Genomic DNA, 19,165 nt, shown 5'->3' with positions numbered 1-19,165 from the left:
GCCCGTCAGCTAAAAATACCCTGCACAAACCACTGCTGCTGTGCCGTGCGGTACAACCACAACCACTGGCCTTTATTGTTACGGCCAATAAAGTAATCGCGCTGGGCTTCCAACGCCCAGCCATCGGGGCATAAACGCTCCGGGCCCTGGCTTATTTCTACCGCCTCGGTTAAACGTTGTGGTGTTACCAGTAAAAATGCCGGCCGAAGCGCCAAGGCAGTCACGGCAGTTTTACCTGCAAGCAATGGTAACGGCCGCTGGCTGGCGTGTTCTGGCAGGTGCTGGTTTTGTAATGTCAGGCCACTTACTGCGTGATAACCTAAGCGGGCCTGTAATAGCGACACCAGCTGCAAAGCCGATACCGTGCCCTGCACCGGCTGAAACAGATCATCACTTTGGTTCTGCTGTGGTACAAAAGCAGTTACCTCCACCTGCAGGCCTGATACCGGCTCAGTCAGTTTTAGTTTATCCAGCTGTAACTGACACAGCTTTAGCCAGTTAGCCGCGCGATACTCGCCCTGTGCCGAGCCAATACTTAACTGCTGCGCTGGCATACCACGAAACAATAAACTCAGCTGCAACTGATGGCAGGCCGCATTTATCTGCTGTAGTTGCTGCTCCAGTTGCAACAGCAGGACATGCAGCGGCGTGCTAAGCACCGCGGTATCGATAATGTCGTACAACAGCTCGACATAGCGGCTAAAGCTGTGTTCTGGCTGGATATAGTGCAAGGCATGGTAAAAGCTGCCGCGCAAACGGCCCAGATAACTCAGTAAAGTGCTGTCAAAACGCCGCGCCAGTTCGCCCTGCGATAGCCCCAACAACTGGCCAAGCGTATCGATACCTAAACGCTGCAGCTGCTGGCGGGTATCAGCATCGAGCTCAGTAAAGCTAAGCGGGCTGTGATTGAGTTCCTTGGTAAGTGCATCTGGCTCCCCAGTCAGTAAATTTAACTGTCGCCGGGCCAGGCATTTAGCCGCAAAAGGGGTTGTACCACTTGCATAATAATAACGATAGGGTAATAACGTCAGCACCTGGCTCAGTGCCTGCCAGTAGCCAGCCAACCCCTGATACAGCTGCAGCATATTGCACAGCCGGATATATAAGCCATCAGGCGGGTCCAGTGCAATATCCGCTGTTACCTGATACAACTGCTGGGCCACACTTTGTAAAATACTTAGCTGCAACTGCGCCTGATACGGTAATAACTGCAGGTTATGACACAGCGCCGCGGCAGTACCCAACGCCATATTCAGCGCTATGCCACGCTGCTCTGCCACAGTGTTAAGCTGCACAATGTAGTGTTGCTCGTTCACAACAGCCACCGGCAGCTGTTGTGCTGCTGCACAGCCCAGGCTATCAGGTTGCAGTGCCGGAAACTGTAAGTACAAATACAACGCCATCTTAGCTGGCCTTGCGCCGGGCCTGCCAATGCTGGTCAGCACTAAAGCACAACCCGGGCCAACGGTTTTGCATATCTACCAGAAAAGGCGCAGCAGGCCAGCCACCTTTGCGTTTTTGCACACTTAGCAGCACTCCCTGCCGATGCGCCTGCAGCTTAATACTTAAATTTACTGGTAAACTTAAGCCCTCTTGTGGGCGGCGCAGTAAGATCAGGCTGGCAGCACCCTGCTCAGCGGCCAATTGCAGACGCCTGGCCTGCGCCAGTTTCAACGGTGCCTGCCACAGTAACACCGAAGCACAACTGCCACTTTGTAAGCACTGCTCTGCAGCCCATAGCGCATCTTTACTAGTTTTTGGTGCAATAATAACTACCTGCGACAACACTATGCCGGCCGCACAAAGCATATCGGCACAGGGCTCTGCCAAAGGAGAAATAAGCACTAACAGCCGGCCAGCGCTTTGTTGCTGCTGTAAATACGGTAATAACAAGCGCAGTTCGCCAATGCCGGTGTCGGTTTGAATATCGATAAGCCCGGTAGCTGGAAAGCCACCCGCTAATTGCTGATCTAACTCAGCATAACCAGACGCCACTGGCTGATAGGCTGCGTGCTGGTTATTGCCCTGCCACACCAGCTGGCGCCGGGCTAATTGCTCTAATAAAGCCGACATAATTCACCAATATACTGTATTTAAATACAGTATATATTATCAAAAGCAAGAAGCAAGCGCTGCCAAAGCCGCGGCTAGTTAAGCTGGCATTAAGCCTGACCTGTTACAAACGCAGCAAGCAAATAACGAGGTAGTTAACATGAAAACAGCCATTTTAGTATTATGTAGCGCCGCATTGCTGTTTAGCCAGCTAACACATGCTAAGCCTGATCAGGATAAAGGCTTGCCACCGGGCCTGGCGAAAAAGCTGGATAAGGGCCAACCACTGCCACCGGGCTGGCAGATAAAACTCTCCCCCGGCCAATTTCTTGCATACGACTATTACCGTCGAGGCACTGTGCTAAGAAAACCGGATGCAGATGGTATTATCACGATACAAATAGAAGGTACCGTTATTGAACTGTTTGAACACAGCCGCGAAATCGTGCGTATATTAGAAGGCAGGCGTTAAACCTGTTTTTGTAACAGCGTCAGTACTTCAAAATGACTGCTGTGAGCAAACATATCAAACAGCTGCACTTTTAAAAGTTTATAGTCTGGCAACACCGTAAGGTCTTGCGCCAGCGTTTGTGCATTGCAACTGGAGTAAATCAACCAGTGCGGCGCTAAGCGTTGTATATCCTTACACAGTGCTTCGCCCAACCCCCGCCGTGGCGGGTTAACCACCAGCAGATCCGGCGCCTGTGCTGCGGCCCTGGCAAAAGCGACTGAATCCAATGCCTGAAACTGCACCTGAGTTAAACCCATCTCTTTAGCTGAGCGCTGGGCACTGGCTATAGCTTTTTCTGCTATTTCAATCCCGTTTAGCTGTTGCGCGGATGTCACAACATGCAGACCAAAGCCGCCCACCCCACAGAATAAATCCCATATCTGGGCAAAAGCCTCCTGCTGCTGTTGCAGTTGTGCTGCCCAATCCGCAGCTGTTTGATATAGCGCAGCAGCCATTACCGGCTGGGTCTGAAAAAAGCTTTGCGGTGTTAAATACAATGGTACCTGGTTTAACTGCTCAGCCAACAGCGTCTGCTCAGTGAGGATAATTTCTTCCTCACCCTCAAGCAGTGCCGCAGGTTTGGGTTGCAGGTTAACCGAGCACACTTCAAGCTCTGGCCACTGCGCCAATAGCCAGGGCAGATGCTTTTTAATTGATGCCAGGCAATTTTTTGAGCGCAGTACAAAGCGCAGCATAAAACGGCCGCTGTGCAGGCTTTGGCTAAGCAGAATAAACTTTAGCTCACCGCAGCGGGCAGTAATATCGTAAGGGGTTAACTTCGCACGTTGGATAAAAGCTTTACACAGGGCAAAAGCTGGCACAAAGGCGGGTGGGTAAAGCGGGCAATCGGCTAAATCAACCGTTTCGCCTTGTGCATTAATAATGCCTAGCATTGGCTTGTCTGTTGTACCCAGCGCCACCATTTTGGCTTTATAGCGAAAGCCCTGCTGTGCAGATGCAACCGGTTCCAGCACCTCTGCCGGATTAAACGGTGCCAGTAAGCTTGCCAGCTGCTGCTGTTTTAGTGCCAGTTGCGCCGGATAGGGTTTATCCAGCCAATGGCAGGACTGACAGCGTTTAGCGGCAAAATGAACACAGTGCATAGGTTATCCGCGGCAGTTAAAAATTGGCGTCATTCTAGCGCAGACTGCCGCTAGAAGCACCCGCTACTGCACACGTAAACGCAGGCTGGCCACGCCACCCAAATCATCGACCACCCGCAATTGAAACTCCCCCGCTTCGCCTTGCCAGAATAAGGTTTCGCTTGGCGTTACCGAGCCCAGATAACGGCTGTCAATAAACCAGTGCGCTTTGGTTACTGCGCCATCAAAGCTGGCTTGCAGAGCAATTTTTTGCTGCTCGGCCGTTTTACCTAACTGATAAATTAACGCCTGCTGCGGTGAGCGGATTTGCGGCGCCTGTTGTGATAATTGTGGCAGGCCAGTGCAGGCATGCTGATAAGCCGGCGGCGGAGCTAATACAATACCGGACAGCTGATAAGCACGGGCAATGTCTGACGGCCAAAATTCAAATACTTTAAGCGCTGTTTTGGGCGGCTGGTGGCTGCAGGCACGTAATCCGGTGTCGGTATACACCGGTACGGCGCGGTGCACATCGGATACTTTAATTGGAGATACGCCGGGAATAAACCAGCCAGGCCGGGTTTGCGGGCAGTATTTATTGGGCAGTTCACCGCTGCGGCTGCACAATGCCACTTGCTTAAGGTTTAGCTTACTGCCTGCGGTGAACAAACGTTGCTCCGCTTGTCTATCGCGCGGCAACAGCGCCAGCAGTTCAAATAACAACGGGCCGGCCGCAGTGCGCCCCACCAGATTAGGGTTGCTGCTGCCATCAAAATTGCCCAGCCATACTGCCAGCACATAATCACCGCTAAGCGCAATGGACCAGGCATCACGAAACGCATAAGAGGTACCGGTTTTCCATGCTACCGGCTTGCTATCTGTCAGTTCGCTAAGTAAACCGGCCTGCGGTTTGGCATGCTGGCGTAACATATCCAGCGTTAAAAACGCTGCTTCTGCGCTTAACAACCGTTGTGGTGCTGCCGCTGCAGGCTCTGCCTGCCACTGCAGTGCTTGCCAGTTACCACCATTACCCAGCATGGCATACAACTGCACCAGCTGCTGCATGCTCAGCTCCATACCGCCAAGTACCAGCGCCAGGCCGTAGTGCTCAGCGTTATAGGTTAACGGCACCTGCGCCTGTTTTAGCCAGTGGTAAAAATCCGGTTTGGTTAAACTGGCCTGTAACTGCACCGCCGGAACATTGCGGCTGTTAATCAGCGCTTCAGTGGCATTAACCGGGCCGACAAACTGGCGGTCGAAGTTTTCCGGGTTAAAACTGCCATAACGGCGCGGTAAATCGGTTAGCAGGCTTTGCGGATGAATAATGCCCTGCTGCAGCGCCAGCGCATAAACAAACGGCTTTAGCGCTGAGCCCGGTGAGCGCAGTGCGGTCACCCCATCAACCTGACCGGAGATCGCCGCATTATAAAAATCGGCCGAGCCAATCCAGGCCTGCACCTGCATGGTGCTGCGTTTAACCAGCAATACACTGGCGTTACTAAAGCCTTTATCGGCGTTACGGCGTAAATAGGCGGTAACCAGTTGCTGCATACGCTGCTGTAAATGCGGTTGCAGGCTGGTATAAAAGCGGCCCTGTGTCTGCCCCTGCGCCTGTAACTGATTAACAAAATGCGGCGTAGCGTAGGCTAAATCGGCACGCTGATAAAACTTCAGCGGCAAACTTAAGCGTTGCGCTGTGCCAGGCTGTGCCGGCGGATAATACTCTAACCACAATGCCGCTAAGCGCTGGCGCGCCAGTTCTAATTGCTGCTCGCCTTTGGCACTTAGCGGGCTGCGCTGGTTCGGGTTTTGTGGAATAACGCTTAGTGCTAAAGCTTCGGCCAACGTTAGCCGCTGCGCTTCTTTGCCAAAGTAAATCAGGCTGGCGGCGGCTACACCTTCAATATTGCCGCCATAAGGCGCGTAGTTAAAGTAGGCTTCTAAAATTTCGTCTTTGCTAAAATGCCGCTCCAGATAAAGCGCATATGCCAATTGCTGCAACTTACCGCTAAAGCTGCTGGTATTCAGATTAAAGCGCAGCCGCGCCAGTTGCATACTTAGTGTTGACGCGCCCTGGCGCCGGCCACCTTTAACCACACCTTGCCAGAACGCCCGGCCAACGGCGCTGATATCAACGCCGAAATGGCTATAGAACTGCCGGTCTTCGTACAACAATGTGGCTTGCTGTAACGCCGGGGCAATATCGGTTAATGGTAGCCGCAGCCGGTAGCGCTGATCGGCCGCCAGCCGCAGGCTTAATAAGTCGCCATTGGCGGCAAAATAAGCACTGCTTTGCAGGTACTGGCCATAAAGCGCTGGCTTTGGCGATAACAGCAGCACTAATACCGGTAACAATAATATAACCGCGGCCACTGCCAGCACCCTGCTCAGCCGCTTTGTTAACATCCTTTTTTGCACTACTGATCCTGTAAGGCGTTAGTTTACATCTGCCGCACTAACCACAAAGCGCCCGGCAGCTGTGCTGGCATACACCGATAAATCGTACATTGATTGTGCCGACACCGTTGGCAGCACAAAATCACCGGCTGCGGTTACTTTTACCTGATAACGCAGTTCAGTCATTTGCGGGCCAAAACCGGCGTAGTAAACCACGCGGTCTTCACGGATATCAACATAGTCAGCGCGCCAGGGCCCACTTTGGCGTGGTACTGAGCTGCGCACCACCGCAAAACCGGCCGGCAGCAAATCGACTACCGCAACATTGCTGTGCCAGCCGTCGGTTAAGCTGCGCAGACGCAGGCGCACTGTAAGCTCATCGCCTTGTTTAGCAGTGCTAACCGCTTTGCCTTGCGCATCAAGATAATCGCGCACGACCTCCAACTGCTGCGCTACGGCTTTAGTCGGTGCTGTTTTAGCAAAACCAGCCTCGCTTAGCGCATAAAACAGCTGCTGCTGGCTCTCTATCATTATTTGCTCTGCTGCCGTGGTAAAAGCAGCACGCGGTATAGCACTTTGGTTATCTGCCGGCGTTAACGCGGTACGCGCGCCTTTGCCATCCAACTGATAAAACTGTGGTGGCGTGGCGGTCGCTTCCGTTTGTAACTGGCCATAGGCTGACAATGCCAGCACCGTATAGGCCGAGGCAATGGTGTTGTAATCACCTTTAAACACCGGCTGCAATAGCTGCAAAATGGCTTTACCATCCAGCGCTTTGGCCTGTTCGGCAAAATGGCTGGACAATAAATACACATACTGCGCATCCAGGCTTAGCTGCGATTGAAACGCCGGGTTAGCAAAAGGCGGCAGCGGTGTGGCAATTCGCGCCAGATAACCGCTTTGCAGCGCTGAGGTTTTACCTAAACGGTAACCGGATAACAAACCGCGTGCCAGCTCTGGCTTTTGCAGCAACTGATAACTGGCGGCAATATAAATAGCGGTAATATCAGCCTGCCAGGCTTGTTTATGTTGTTTTTCCAGCCGCTCGTGTAGCTCAACCAAATAGTTGGTGGTTACTTCGCCGCTGCGGGTCAGCAGGTAAATCGCGTTGGCCCGCAGGCGGGCCTGATACAAATTGGCCCCGCTTTGCCGAGCTACATTGCGCAAATACTCCAGCCCCTGGCTGTACAGGTAATCCGGCACGGCCAGGCCTTGCTCGCGTGCGGCTAACAGGAAATGCATCACATAAATACTGGGGAAGTCAGCGCTGCTGTACCCGCCGGGCCAGAAGCTAAAACCACCATCGCTTTGCTGGCGCTCAGCCAGCTTCTGGATCAGCACGGCAAATTTTTCGTTCAGCATTGGCCACTGCGCCTGGTACGACGGTTGCTGCACTAACCCCACCCACGGGAACACCTGCGACACCACCTGTTCCGTACAACCGTGCGGGTATTGCGCAAGATAATCGGTAAAGCTCTCTGCCAGCACCAGCGGGTTAGCCGAGGCAATCACATGCTGTTGGGCAAATTCGGCATACAGCGGATAACGGGTGTTAAGTGTAACCGGGCCTTTATCAGCAAAACCAGCCTGGAGCGTGGTGTGATAATGGCTGGCCGGGCGAATACTCAGGCTGATACTGCGGCTGGCCTGCTCGGTTAGCTCACCCTGCTGATAGGTCGCGCTAAAGCTTAAGCTGGCCTCACCAGGCACATCACCTGCTTTTAAGCGAAAACGTGCACTTTGCTCGCTATTTTCGCTTATGCTAAGCCGTTGCTCAGTGTCACCCACAGCAATAAGGCTATCAGGTAAAGTAAGCTGCACTTTAATGGCAGCATCCGGGCCCGAGCCTTTTACGCCATTCGCTACAGACACACTGATATCAAACTCATCACCTGGCGCTGCGCTGGTCAGTACATCCGGTGTTAACACAAAGGGGCCGCGCACACGTAAATCCTGGCTGACCGCAGACAGCGCTTCATCACTTACCGCTACCGCCATCAGTTTTAAGTTGCCGCTAAAGCTGGCCGGCACTGTTACCTGCTGGGTAGCCAGTTCAGTACCGGCTTTTACCACGCCCAGCCAAAATACGCCCGGCTGCTCTGCCCTGCGGGCAAAGGGGTTAAGGTTGCTGTCCAGCATTGCTGCTGCCATAGCACGGCGGGCGCTATCACCGCCTACACCGGCTAACTGGCGTTTAAGCGCGCTGAATTCCGGCAGAATTAAATCGAGCATTTGCATACTGCGCACCTGCAAGGCACGCTTTTGCAGGTAATGCGATAACGGATCGGGTAATTCGTAAGCAGCCACCTGCAAAATACCCTGATCCACGCCATACAGCAGTAAGTCGGCCGGGCGGTCGGTTTTATAGCCCAACGTAAAGGCTTTACCGGGGCGTACTTCTTCCGGTGCTACCAGGCTAATGTTCAACTCGCGTTTGCTGCGGTCAATATTAAACGGCACCACGGCGTAACTTAGCGGGCTGACAAAGAGTGCATCGGAATCGGCACCACGCACAAAGCTAACGTTAATATAAGCATTACCTTCAATGCCCTCTGGCAGCACTATATGCTGAATGCTGCTGGTGGTATCGGCAGTAAACCAGCTAAAGGCATGCACTTTATCGCTTTCAATACTGATTAAGCCACTGCCGGTATAAGGTGCCGTGATATTCAGCTCAATACGCTCACCGGCTTTATAATCAGCTTTATCCAGCCGCACGTTAAGTGCAGCGTTTTTCTCCAGCATAGCGCTGATATTACCGGCGCCTATTACGCTAAACGCCACCTTACCCAGCAGCTGTTCGCCTTTTAACAATTGCAGCTCAAAATCACCGGCCGTGTCGGTAGGCAGCTGATAGGCAGTACCCTCTGCGGCGATGCTGAATGGCGTTTCGCTTACTGTTAGCTCCTGCACTATGCTCTGGTACTGGTAAGTGCCATCGTTTTGTTTAACTAAGCTCGATAATGGCCGCTTCTCTACCAGTTTCAGCGTTAATTCATTCAGCGCTATCTGCGCTAAGCTGTTGTTAATGGCGATAAACTGCAAACTACGGCTTTGCTGTCTTTTCAGGTAGCTCAGCTCGCCATCGCTTTTTACCCCTATCAGCTCGTCTAACGGTGATACCAGGGCGCTGCGCCTGTTTTGCACACTTTTGCCACCGCCGCCATCAAAGCCTTCGGTCGTTAACACCAGCCGGTAAGTACCACCACTGTATTGCTCAAGCGGCAGCGTAAAGCTGGCTTTGCCGTCGGCATCGGTTTGTTGCTCATCCAGATTCTGCCGTACACTGTTGCTGTTAAGTTGCTGCTCCTGCGGGGCAATAAAGCGATAATCTTTATATTCACTAAAACTAAAACCTGCCGGGATCAACTCAAATTTGGCGGTAACCCGCCGCTGCTGTGCCGGGGTGCCAAACAGGTTGTCCAGTTGCACCTGCGCCACTAAATTTTGTGGTGATAACCAGCCTTTGCCTGCTTGATTAAAACTACTGCTGATTTTCAGCGTATCGGGCTGAAACTCTTCCACTACAAAGCTAACCGAGCCTAAGTGCCGCTCGGTATTGCCTTTGCTATCAAGCAGGCTGATATTGGCATTATAATTCCCGGTGTCACTGTGTGGCTGGGTGTCCAGGCTAAAGGTGTGCATACCACGGCCACTTAAACTGAAGTTTTGCTGCCAGAAAGTACTGCCTCGCGGCCCCTGCACCTGTATTTTTAACGGCAGCTTTTGCTCAGCCAGCGACAAATCGTTATGGCGGATAATGGCAGCCAGTTGCACTTGCTCGCCGGGCCGGTAAATACCCCGGTCGCTAAACATATAAGCGCTTAATGCTTTAGCGCTGTTTTCATCCTGGTAACGGCCACTGGTATTAAATTTGGAATAATCCAGCTGGCGGCTATAGCGATCATACGGAATAAAGCTACTATCGGTTACGCCATTACTGCTGCGGCTAACCAGATATACCACCGGCTGGCGCTCGCGCACAAAACCGGTGGTTTTGTCTAAGTTTACGCTGCCCTGAGCATTGGTGGTGCCGCTTAACACCGCGACACCATTTTTGCCCAGCAGCTCTACTTTAGCCCCGGCTACCGGTTTGCCATCGGCCACCGACATAACAAATACCTGCTGGCTGCTATCACTATTGTGTTTTACCAGTAAGCCTAAATCGGTTACCAGCACCACCCGTTTATCCAGTTGCTGGCCTTCGCTTTTCGGCCGGGCCGGATCAAATTCAGTTAACTGAATAAAAAACACCCCCATACCCGCTTCAGCCAGATAGGGTTTTAATGCTAACGACAGGTAATTAGCCTGCTTGGCGTGGCTGTTGGCCAGGGTAAAGGTTTTTTCGTAGCTGCTGCTGATATTGCTTTCATCAAAGTTATAGTTATAAAAATACGGCTGGCTAATATCGCCGCCAGTCTGGCTGATAAAGTGGTTTAGCTCGCCCGGCAACAACTTATGCAATTTTACCCGTACGCCTTTAACACCGCGGCTAAGCAACTGTAAGGTTTGCTCGCCGCTTAGCGTTAGCATGGCACCTTCACCCACTATCCGCGCTTCTTTCGGATACTGCGGCGCCTGCACTACAGCGCGGTATTCACTGGCCAGGGTAAAATCACTGGTCGATTGTAAGCCTTTCGGCACACTAACAAACAGGCTTTGGCCAGGTGGCACATCCAGCTTAATGCTAAAAGCACTGTCGTGCTGCTCTGGTGTCGGCATCAGCTCAAAGCTGTGCAGGCTGGCTTGCTGTAATACGCTGCTGCTTACTTCGCCCGGCGCCCAATAGTTAGAATTACGCTGCGGGTGTTTCGGCAATACATACAGCTTCAGTTTATTTTGTAGCTCGGTGCGGCTGATGCGGTCAGTAAAGCTTAACAGCAGCATTTGCTCTGGTTCTTGCTCGGGTGTGCGTATAATATCGCTGCGCAGTTCTTCTACCTTTAAAAAGCTGGTTTTATCCGGCACTAACAGCTGTTGGCTATTTTCCCGGCTGGTTTTGCCACTGCCGTTTTGTGCTTTTACCCCAGCTTTTAATAACACTGTTAGATATTGCTCCCGCTCGGGTAGCGTTAACGCTGCCGATTGCAGATAGATTTCACGGCCGGTTTTATCGGCACTAAGCGTAAAGTCCAGTGGCTTACCTTTGCTGCGTACATCACCGCCATCGGGGCGCATGGTCATTGACAGCTGGCTTTGCACGCTGTCGATATCTACCGGGTGGCTGAAATTTAACGTAGCCACTATTTGCCGGGTGGCTTGCTCGGTGGGGTGCTGATAAAAACGTAAGCGGTTAATAGCACCGGTAAGTGGCACAGTATCAAAACTGTATTGTTGTTCTGCCAGTAAGGTACCGGCGGCAAAAATACCTTTATCAAGCTTAAGCTGGTAACGCTGCCCGGCGGGCCAGGCCTGCTGGGGGGTAAAAATTAGCGTGTTGTCATCCTGCCACAGCCATTTGCCAGCTATAGCCGGGTTTAAGCTGACACCTTCGCTTAATTCTTCGCCAATTAAATCCAGCCGCGCGGCTGAAAGCTGCGGCACCGGTGCAATACGCCCGGCCTGATCGCTCATGTCATAGCTAAACTGCACGCGCAGTGCAGTGGGCTGCTCAACGTTGTCCTGATAATGCCCCAGTGCCGGGCTTTGCACTGTTGCCTTCACTTTTAGCGGTTTGGGTAATTGCTGATAATAGTAATAACCGCCAACAGCGGCGCCAATAAGCATTACTACCGCCACCACCGCCCCCCAGAACTTAGCCGGGCGTTGCTTTACATTATGGCAAAGCCGGTGCAACCAATCTGGTGCCGTCCAGTTTACCGAGCCGAAAATTTTACGTAAAAATGACGCTGAGGCAGGCATAACCAATCCTTGTTAACGGGGTGTCGTTGTTCGGGTGTGTGGGCCGAGTATAAGCCGCATAAATTAATCAATGATGAACTATAGCAGTTTGTAGCGAAACATATAGTTAATATTGTAAACTTTCAGATACTTAACTGCTAGACCTGACAACAGCTACTGGTATAAAGTAGCGATATAGTTTCCCTGGGCCGCAGGTGCCTCAATGCTTGAATTTCTTACTCCACGGCTGCGTTTACGCCAAATTACCGCTGCAGACTGGCCATTATTTGTCCGGTTGCATCAGGAACAAGTTATTATCCGTTATGTGTTTGATGAGCCTTCAATGGAAGAGATCGCTGCCAAGTTCCGGGTTTTATTGCCAGCTTGGCAAGCAAGACCCAGGCAGTGGTTATGCATGGTTGTTTGCTGTATAGAAAGTGGCACACCGCTGGGAACTATGGCATTTATTATCACTGATGCTAAACATAGCAATGCCGAATTTGGCTATATGTTCTTACCTGAACACTTCGGTAAAGGCTATGCCACAGAAGCATTATTAGCAGCAAAAAAGTTTGCTTTATCATTAGGTATACCCCAGCTACAGGCCACAGTAACAGAGGGTAATACAGGCTCTTGTCGTGTGTTGGAAAAATGTGGTTTTGTGCTGAGTAAACGTATTGAACAAGCTTATAGCATTAATAACATGTTGTATGACGATCTGATTTACACCTACCAACACAATGCAACCACTATTGCTGCAGCTGAGTGACTGCAAACGACAGCTATTTATAATAAATATTATTTACCCTTCGGATATTACACTATTACTACCTTGCCCGCTCCGGCAGAGCCGGAGCCACATTCTTACTTACCGTACAACTAAAGATAAAAAAATGATAAATAATTAATATAAATTTATCATTTGACCTTGTTGTATTTTCATCATTGACTAACTCAGCGTTAAGCAAAATAACCGAGACAAAACTAAATACAAATAAGGAATATACAATGAAAAAAACCCTTACCGCTGTGGCTTTATTATTAGCATCCAATTCAAGCATGGCTGCGCAAATGGAGTGCATGGTTGATACTGATTCACTCGACACTTGGCAGGTTTCGGAGTGCACCAGCTTTGAATATACTTTAGATCGTGCAGTTAACAATGCTACATGGCGAATTGTAAACATAACTAAAACCATATCTTCTGTGATCTGGTCTGAACGCACAACAGGTTGCAGTTCAAGCGCAACATCCTGTACTAAAGCTATACCTCCTTACTCTTACCACCTGGGTAAAGCAACTGTTCTCTATACCGATGGAACTTATGAAATTCTACAAGCTACAGCGCAATTCGAAACAGGTTTCTAAATACAATTGAACATTAAGGAGCGCAGCTCCTTAATGTTCATAACATATTAAACGTTACTAGAGGCTGATACCGGAGTCGTTCTCTGCTACTGTCGGAACAATACAATGCAAACTCAGTAACCTTAATTATTACAGGTTGCTGAGTTTGATAATACTTACTACTACAAACTGCATGCCGAGCCAGAGTAATATGTGGCTGATAATTATCGTGGCTATCGCTAAAGCCTTCTGCTTCACACAACGCCGCCACCTGCTGTTGTAGTTTTGTCAGTTCAGGCGGCACTGCCGAAGGCGCGAGATAGAGAATTTTCGGTTTAGCAAAACAGGCCAGATGATCCAGTGTCAGGCTAAAAGCCGGTGCTTTAATTTGCCGCGCTGCACCAACCAGCCGCTGTTGCTGCCCGGTATTAACCTGGCCTAAGAAAAACAGCGTTAAATGCAGATTGTCGTTATCTACAGCCTTAGCGCCAAGCCACAAACCAAGCGCTTGGCGCTGATACGGCAGCAACTGGTGTTGCTGCGCGGCGGAAAATTTAAGGCTGAAAAACAGCCGCTGCATCAGCCTTTAGACCGCTGCGGGCTCTTCGGGCCATGAGCTTTGCCGGCAGCGGTTTTAGCCGCAGGCTTGCCACTGGCGTTAAACGGCTTTTTGCCCTGCTTGTTGCCTTTTACCGGCGTTTCACTCTGACTACGCTTGGCAATCGCCTTAGCCGCCGGGTTTAAACCGGTATGACGGCTAAGCGCCGGTTGGCCGCCTTTTTGTGGCTTTTTAAACTGCTCGTCTTTGCCCTCTTCCGGCACCAAACAGCCTTTGCTACGGCCAATTAAGTGCTTTAAACCCATTTTAATCAACGCTTCACGAATTTGCGGCCAGCCTTTGGGGTCATGGTAGCGCAGTATCGCCTTGTGCAGGCGGCGTTGGCGCTCGCCTTTGGGCACCGCAACCACTTCGTCATTGGCTTTGTTGATGTTTTTCAGCGAGTTCATTTCCGTATGGTAAATAGTGGTCGCGTTTGCCATCGGGCTGGGGTAAAAGTTTTGTACCTGATCCAGTTTAAAATCACGCTCTTTTAACCACAGCGCCAGGTTAACCATGTCCAGATCAGTGGTGCCCGGGTGAGCAGCAATAAAGTACGGAATTAAAAACTGCTCTTTACCGGCTTCTTTACTAAAGCGGTCGAACATTTCTTTAAACTTGTCATAGGCGCCCATACCCGGCTTCATCATTTTCGACAGTGGGCCACTTTCGGTGTGCTCGGGCGCGATTTTTAAATAGCCGCCAACATGGTGCTGCACCAGCTCGCGTACATAGTTCGGGTCTTCTACTGCTAAGTCGTAACGCACGCCGGAGGCCACCAACACTTTTTTAATGCCAGGCAAAGTACGCGCTTCGCGGTACAGCTCTACCGTCGGGCTTTGATCGGTATCCATATGCTCGCATATGGTGGGGTACACACAGCTTGGCCGACGGCAGGTTTGCTCGGCTTTGGGGTTTTTACAGTTTAAGCGGTACATATTGGCCGTGGGGCCACCAAGATCAGATATCACGCCGGTAAAGCCCGGTACTTTATCGCGAATATCCTTGATCTCCTGCATAATTGATTCTTTCGAGCGGCTTTGAATAATGCGGCCTTCATGCTCGGTAATAGAGCAGAACGAGCAGCCGCCAAAGCAGCCGCGCATAATATTCACCGAGGTTTTAATCATCTCGTAAGCCGGAATTTTCTCCTTGCCATACACCGGGTGCGGCACGCGCTGATACGGCAGGCCAAACACTAAATCCATCTCTTCGGTACTAAGCGGAAATGCCGGCGGATTCACCCAAATATGCCGATCGCCATGGCGCTGCATAATGGCGCGGGCACAGCCCGGGTTAGTTTCCTGGTGCAGTATCCGCGAAGCATGGGCATACAGCGGCTTATTTACGCTGACCTGCTCAAACGCCGGCAGCTTAACGTAGGTTTGCTCCCACGGCTTTTGCCGTGGCGGCTGTACTAAAATCGCCTTGGCTTCCACCTCGGCAGGTTTAGTTAAATCGATACCGGCTTTGGCATATTCCGAATAACTGCTGCAGCCAACATCATCGGCGCCATAAGGGTTAGATATAGGGTCGATTTTGCCGATTTTATCAATGGCGGTAGAATCGACGCCGCGCCAGCCCGGCAGTGGTTCTTTACGGATCACGGCAGTGCCGCGCACATCCTGAATCTCGCTTACCGGCACGCCCGAAGCAATACGGTGCGCCACTTCAATCAACGGCCGCTCAGCATTGCCGTAAATTAAAATATCGGCCTTGGCGTCAAAAATAACTGAACGGCGCACTTTTTCAGACCAGTAATCATAATGCGCAATACGGCGTAAACTGGCCTCGATGCCACCTATCACAACAGGCACATCTTTATAGGCTTCTTTGCAGCGCTGGGTGTACACAGTAACCGCCCGGTCCGGCCGCTTGCCGCCAATATCACCGGCGGTGTAGGCATCGTCATGGCGCAGCTTTTTATCGGCGGTGTAACGGTTAATCATCGAGTCCATATTGCCGGCCGACACGCCGTAAAACAGGTTTGGCTTACCCAGACGCATAAAGTCGTCTTTGCTGTGCCAATCCGGCTGGCAAATAAGGCCGACGCGATAGCCCTGGGCTTCTAACATCCGCCCTACTACCGCCATACCAAAGCTGGGGTGATCTACATAGGCATCGCCTACTACCAAAATAACATCGCAGCTGTCCCAGCCAAGTTTATCCATCTCGGCGCGCGACATAGGTAAAAACGGCGCCGTGCCATAGCACTCGGCCCAGTATTTCGGATAAGAGAATAAATCACGCTCAGGCGCCATACGTGCTACAGGGGCAGACTTGCGGGAAACGGTAGTAGCAACAGTGGACATAAATTAAGCACCAGAGTGTATCAAGGGCGCGTATTATACAAGGAGTAAAAGGGAAAGGCGAATGGTGGCTGACAGGTTTAGTCCGCTCTTAATTTTACGTACTTCCGATAAACCACCAATTCTTGTCAGCAAAATTCAAAAAGCCAACTTTATGCAAAATAAAGTGCAACAAAACTATTTTGAGTTCAGAGCTTTAAGTGCCTCAATTATGATATTGCTTTGGTTGATATCAAGTTCATTCTTGGAAAAAACCTGCGTGATTAGCTTAATCTTTGTGTTACGCTGGAATTCTAATCGTTTTTGGTCATCCATGTCTTTGCAATCTAGCGAATTTGTTATTTGTTCGGCTAGAATACCAGCCTTAAGCATTGTCATTTTCTCAGTGTTTAGCGAAACAATATGTTTTATTAAATAGAAAAACACACCGGATAAACCACCCATTATAAGAGTGGTAGCTGCCACCAGTGGAAGCCTACTCAGTAAAATATTCCATCCGCTTACATGCAACAAATACGGAAATGATGCGCTAAAATTCTGACTACTCCAATAGATATAAACAGTCATACACAGCAAACCTACAAAGGTGGAACCAGCAAACCAGTAATAAGCGATTAATTGTCGGCCTGTTTCTGTTGAGTGCCCTAAAGTATCAAAGTTGGTTAAGTTTTTTTCTCGTTTGGCAGCAGCAAGCTCTGTTCTAATTTTTGTTAGAGATTTATCAGCCTCACCTATTTCATCTTGGAGTGTTTTTAGTTTATCTTGTTCCTTTTTAAAAAAGCTAGTCTCAGCTTTAACTTTAGCCTGCACCGTTTCTAATTTATCATTTTCATCAGCAACAGAACTTACCAACTTATTGAAATCTCGACTAGTTTTATCTAAATCATTGCGCGCTTTTTCTAAAGCGATTCTACTACTCTCAAGACTACTTTCTGCGTGAGACTTTTCTTGTTCAAGAGCATGAATATCGCCTTGAATTGTATTTAAAGAATCAAGTTTGTTATTTATTATTGAGTTGATTTCATCCAGCTTTTTCACAATCTTTTGAATTTCGATACGTGGAATGTCGTTAGCATCTAGCAATGCCTTTTGGGTATGCTCAAGCTTTTTGTAATCAGAGTGTAGCGTTCGATATCTAACAATTTTCACAGATTGAAAGTTACTGTGCTTTGGTAAAATAATACCCAAAACCACATCATGAACCATATAGATTGTAATAAGTCTATTTCTTATAGAGCGATCTGATTGAGTACTTCTTTTTGTGGTAAACTTCTTTTCCCCCCCTTTATAGGATATTAACCTTAGTGCATCCTCACTTTCATTTCTAAACACATCGACACACTTCAGATCAGACACAATTACTGGCTCGGAAAAAATAATAACACACTCACCACGCAATGCGCTTTCATCATAGTTAGCCATAATTAAAGCATTTGCCATGAACGAAATATCGTCATCAACAAAATTATCAGGATTGAAATCCTCAAAGAAACGCATCAATGACCGATCACTTTCCTGATTATAATCAGAAAAAAAACTATTCAAACTTTCCAAATAATTATCAAGTGGCTTCGTTATTTTGTGAGTATCAATACCGCTAAACAATCCTTTCAGGTCAATATCTTCCAAAATTCCTCCTTGACTACTCATTTCGCACGATTTCGGCGTCTAGTCTTGCGTTTTGCCTGCGACTATAGCTAATCGGCAAACAGGTTATATAACCTTAAACTAGCTGTTACATTTACCGAAAAACTGAATTTGGTCAAGTGTTTAATTTGTATAAAGAATAAGGGCGCAATGATGCGCCCTTACGTTGGTTGATTGCGTGGCCTACAGCTCAACTTTACCACCCGACTGCGGATCAGTTAGTCTGGCTTGGACGATATCTATCAGTGCTTGACCTTTATATGCCGTTAATTCAGGATCTATTTTTTGCAGAATTTCAGCTGCCTGCTGTATCGCCGAGGCAACAACCTTTGGCTTTTCATCTGCCAATATTTGCTGCAGTGTTTTAGCCATGATAGTTAATCCTGTTGTAATTTCGCTCGCGCAATATCATCCAACGCTTTGGCAACAAAGCTGACATCGCCATCACACTCAGCAATAGACGCTTCAAGATATGCCGCCATTTCTTCCGGAGTACGCAGGTGATCTGCTACATCGTAATCTTGCAGTTTTATTGTCATTTAAGTTCTTAAGATTTATCACCAGCCAATGAGGCAATTTTAGCAGTTGGCAACCGTAACGCGAAAAACTAAGTCAGAGTTTTAAATCAACTTAGCTTCGGCTTTAACTGAGCCGGGCAGGCAAACTGTTGAGCATTGTCGCCGCTAAATTTACCCACTGTTAAAAAGTGCAGTACCTGGCTAATTACCTTTTGTCTTTTCATCAGAAACGGATGCGACACCTCTACCGTAACCAGCGCGCACATGCCTTGCACTTTGGTGTTTTCCACCGACACCTTGCCATCATCCGGGTTGGGCAGAAAGTTTGACAATATCAGATTGATAGAACTGGTACCGGCAATAACACCCAGCTCAAAACTTACCGGCCCCAGCTGTTTGGGTATATCGTGCGCGCCGGTACCCAGCTGCATACCGGCCGGGCCGTTATACGCCTCAAAACCCGGCACATCTTTTAAATTGTCGACTACCTGGCTGCCCTGATTTGGCGGCCCCATCATCACTACGCGGCCTAAATCTGCAATAACGTTATGCTGCGTATACTGGCGCAGCAAAATACCGCCCATAGAATGGGTAACAAAATGAATAACACGGCTTTGCTTTGCCCGGCACTGCTCTAACGCCGGTGGAATAACCATTGACGCTAATACTTCAATGGCATGTTTGCGCGAGGGGTAATCTACATTCACGGTAAAGTAGCCAGCGTCATCCAGCGCCTGCTGCATCGTGTCCATAGCACCGGCGCTGCGCGCCAAACCATGCAACAGTACCACGCAGTCTTTAGCCTGGCTGTTAAACGCTATAAGCAGCAAAACGGCTGTCAGTATTGTTCGCATACCTTTCCT

Annotated in this window: 13 protein-coding genes and 1 pseudogene; 3 read left to right on the top strand and 11 right to left on the bottom strand. The window is 49.6% G+C overall.

The window, feature by feature from the left end; genetic code table 11:
- Window positions 1-5: 5 nt before the first annotated feature.
- A complete protein-coding gene (locus tag MJX74_RS04530; protein ID WP_240221250.1) occupies window positions 6-1,403 on the bottom strand; it encodes a Y-family DNA polymerase in 1,398 nt (465 codons plus the stop codon).
- A 1-nt stretch (window position 1,404) separates the two neighbouring features.
- Window positions 1,405-2,073 (bottom strand): translesion DNA synthesis-associated protein ImuA, encoded by a 669-nt coding sequence (gene imuA, locus MJX74_RS04525; RefSeq protein ID WP_240221248.1) that lies wholly within the window; start codon window positions 2,071-2,073, stop codon window positions 1,405-1,407.
- Window positions 2,074-2,212: 139 nt separating this feature from the next.
- On the opposite strand from imuA, the gene MJX74_RS04520 reads away from it, so the two are divergent.
- Window positions 2,213-2,524 carry a hypothetical protein gene (locus tag MJX74_RS04520; RefSeq protein WP_240221246.1) on the top strand — a complete coding sequence of 104 codons (312 nt, stop codon included), beginning with the start codon at window positions 2,213-2,215 and terminating at the stop codon, window positions 2,522-2,524.
- On the opposite strand, the gene rlmC is transcribed toward MJX74_RS04520, so the two are convergent.
- The 3 genes from rlmC to MJX74_RS04505 form a co-directional block, all read right to left on the bottom strand.
- Window positions 2,521-3,666 carry a 23S rRNA (uracil(747)-C(5))-methyltransferase RlmC gene (gene rlmC / locus MJX74_RS04515; RefSeq protein WP_240221244.1) on the bottom strand — a complete coding sequence of 382 codons (1,146 nt, stop codon included), beginning with the start codon at window positions 3,664-3,666 and terminating at the stop codon, window positions 2,521-2,523. The genes MJX74_RS04520 and rlmC overlap by 4 nt on opposite strands.
- A gap of 63 nt (window positions 3,667-3,729) precedes the next feature.
- Window positions 3,730-6,063, bottom strand: a complete 2,334-nt coding sequence (gene pbpC, locus MJX74_RS04510; protein ID WP_240221242.1) for a penicillin-binding protein 1C — start codon at window positions 6,061-6,063, stop codon at window positions 3,730-3,732.
- A gap of 18 nt (window positions 6,064-6,081) precedes the next feature.
- On the bottom strand, window positions 6,082-11,904 hold the full coding sequence (locus tag MJX74_RS04505; RefSeq protein ID WP_240221239.1) for an alpha-2-macroglobulin family protein: 5,823 nt from the start codon (window positions 11,902-11,904) through the stop codon (window positions 6,082-6,084).
- A gap of 202 nt (window positions 11,905-12,106) precedes the next feature.
- On the opposite strand from MJX74_RS04505, the gene MJX74_RS04500 reads away from it, so the two are divergent.
- Entirely contained in the window at window positions 12,107-12,652 is a 546-nt protein-coding gene (locus MJX74_RS04500) for a GNAT family N-acetyltransferase (RefSeq protein WP_240221237.1), read from the top strand.
- A gap of 239 nt (window positions 12,653-12,891) precedes the next feature.
- On the top strand, window positions 12,892-13,251 hold the full coding sequence (locus tag MJX74_RS04495; protein ID WP_240221235.1) for a lysozyme inhibitor LprI family protein: 360 nt from the start codon (window positions 12,892-12,894) through the stop codon (window positions 13,249-13,251).
- 37 nt (window positions 13,252-13,288) lie between these two features.
- On the opposite strand, the gene thpR is transcribed toward MJX74_RS04495, so the two are convergent.
- The 6 genes and pseudogenes from thpR to MJX74_RS04465 form a co-directional block, all read right to left on the bottom strand.
- The gene (gene thpR, locus MJX74_RS04490) at window positions 13,289-13,810 is read right to left on the bottom strand and encodes an RNA 2',3'-cyclic phosphodiesterase (protein WP_240221234.1); all 522 of its coding nucleotides are present in this window, start codon (window positions 13,808-13,810) and stop codon (window positions 13,289-13,291) included.
- Window positions 13,810-16,089 carry a YgiQ family radical SAM protein gene (locus MJX74_RS04485; protein ID WP_240221607.1) on the bottom strand — a complete coding sequence of 760 codons (2,280 nt, stop codon included), beginning with the start codon at window positions 16,087-16,089 and terminating at the stop codon, window positions 13,810-13,812. Before MJX74_RS04485 ends, thpR begins: the two co-directional genes overlap by 1 nt.
- 225 nt (window positions 16,090-16,314) lie before the next feature.
- A complete protein-coding gene (locus MJX74_RS04480; RefSeq protein ID WP_240221233.1) occupies window positions 16,315-17,766 on the bottom strand; it encodes a hypothetical protein in 1,452 nt (483 codons plus the stop codon).
- A gap of 201 nt (window positions 17,767-17,967) precedes the next feature.
- The gene (locus MJX74_RS04475; protein ID WP_240221232.1) at window positions 17,968-18,156 is read right to left on the bottom strand and encodes a hypothetical protein; all 189 of its coding nucleotides are present in this window, start codon (window positions 18,154-18,156) and stop codon (window positions 17,968-17,970) included.
- Between the two features lie 20 nt (window positions 18,157-18,176).
- Window positions 18,177-18,323, bottom strand: a pseudogene (locus MJX74_RS04470) (helix-turn-helix domain-containing transcriptional regulator); the annotation flags it as partial.
- 86 nt (window positions 18,324-18,409) lie between these two features.
- Window positions 18,410-19,156 (bottom strand): esterase/lipase family protein, encoded by a 747-nt coding sequence (locus MJX74_RS04465; protein ID WP_240221230.1) that lies wholly within the window; start codon window positions 19,154-19,156, stop codon window positions 18,410-18,412.
- Between the last annotated feature and the right edge of the window lie 9 nt (window positions 19,157-19,165).

This window comes from Rheinheimera hassiensis (assembly GCF_022436675.1).
GTDB lineage: Bacteria > Pseudomonadota > Gammaproteobacteria > Enterobacterales > Alteromonadaceae > Alishewanella > Alishewanella hassiensis.
The sequence above is the reverse complement of the archived record's forward strand: the minus strand, read 5'-3'. Positions and strand labels throughout refer to the sequence as shown.

Bases quoted from the DNA above. Each gene is read 5' to 3' on its own strand.
- MJX74_RS04475 (WP_240221232.1), bottom strand. From the start codon at position 18,156: ATGGCTAAAACACTGCAGCAAATATTGGCAGATGAAAAGCCAAAGGTT.
- MJX74_RS04530 (WP_240221250.1), bottom strand. From the start codon at position 1,403: ATGGCGTTGTATTTGTACTTACAGTTTCCGGCACTGCAACCTGATAGC.
- MJX74_RS04465 (WP_240221230.1), bottom strand. From the start codon at position 19,156: ATGCGAACAATACTGACAGCCGTTTTGCTGCTTATAGCGTTTAACAGC.
- MJX74_RS04520 (WP_240221246.1), top strand. From the start codon at position 2,213: ATGAAAACAGCCATTTTAGTATTATGTAGCGCCGCATTGCTGTTTAGC.
- rlmC (WP_240221244.1), bottom strand. From the start codon at position 3,666: ATGCACTGTGTTCATTTTGCCGCTAAACGCTGTCAGTCCTGCCATTGG.
- thpR (WP_240221234.1), bottom strand. From the start codon at position 13,810: ATGCAGCGGCTGTTTTTCAGCCTTAAATTTTCCGCCGCGCAGCAACAC.
- imuA (WP_240221248.1), bottom strand. From the start codon at position 2,073: ATGTCGGCTTTATTAGAGCAATTAGCCCGGCGCCAGCTGGTGTGGCAG.
- MJX74_RS04500 (WP_240221237.1), top strand. From the start codon at position 12,107: ATGCTTGAATTTCTTACTCCACGGCTGCGTTTACGCCAAATTACCGCT.
- MJX74_RS04505 (WP_240221239.1), bottom strand. From the start codon at position 11,904: ATGCCTGCCTCAGCGTCATTTTTACGTAAAATTTTCGGCTCGGTAAAC.
- MJX74_RS04495 (WP_240221235.1), top strand. From the start codon at position 12,892: ATGAAAAAAACCCTTACCGCTGTGGCTTTATTATTAGCATCCAATTCA.
- MJX74_RS04485 (WP_240221607.1), bottom strand. From the start codon at position 16,089: ATGGCGCCTGAGCGTGATTTATTCTCTTATCCGAAATACTGGGCCGAG.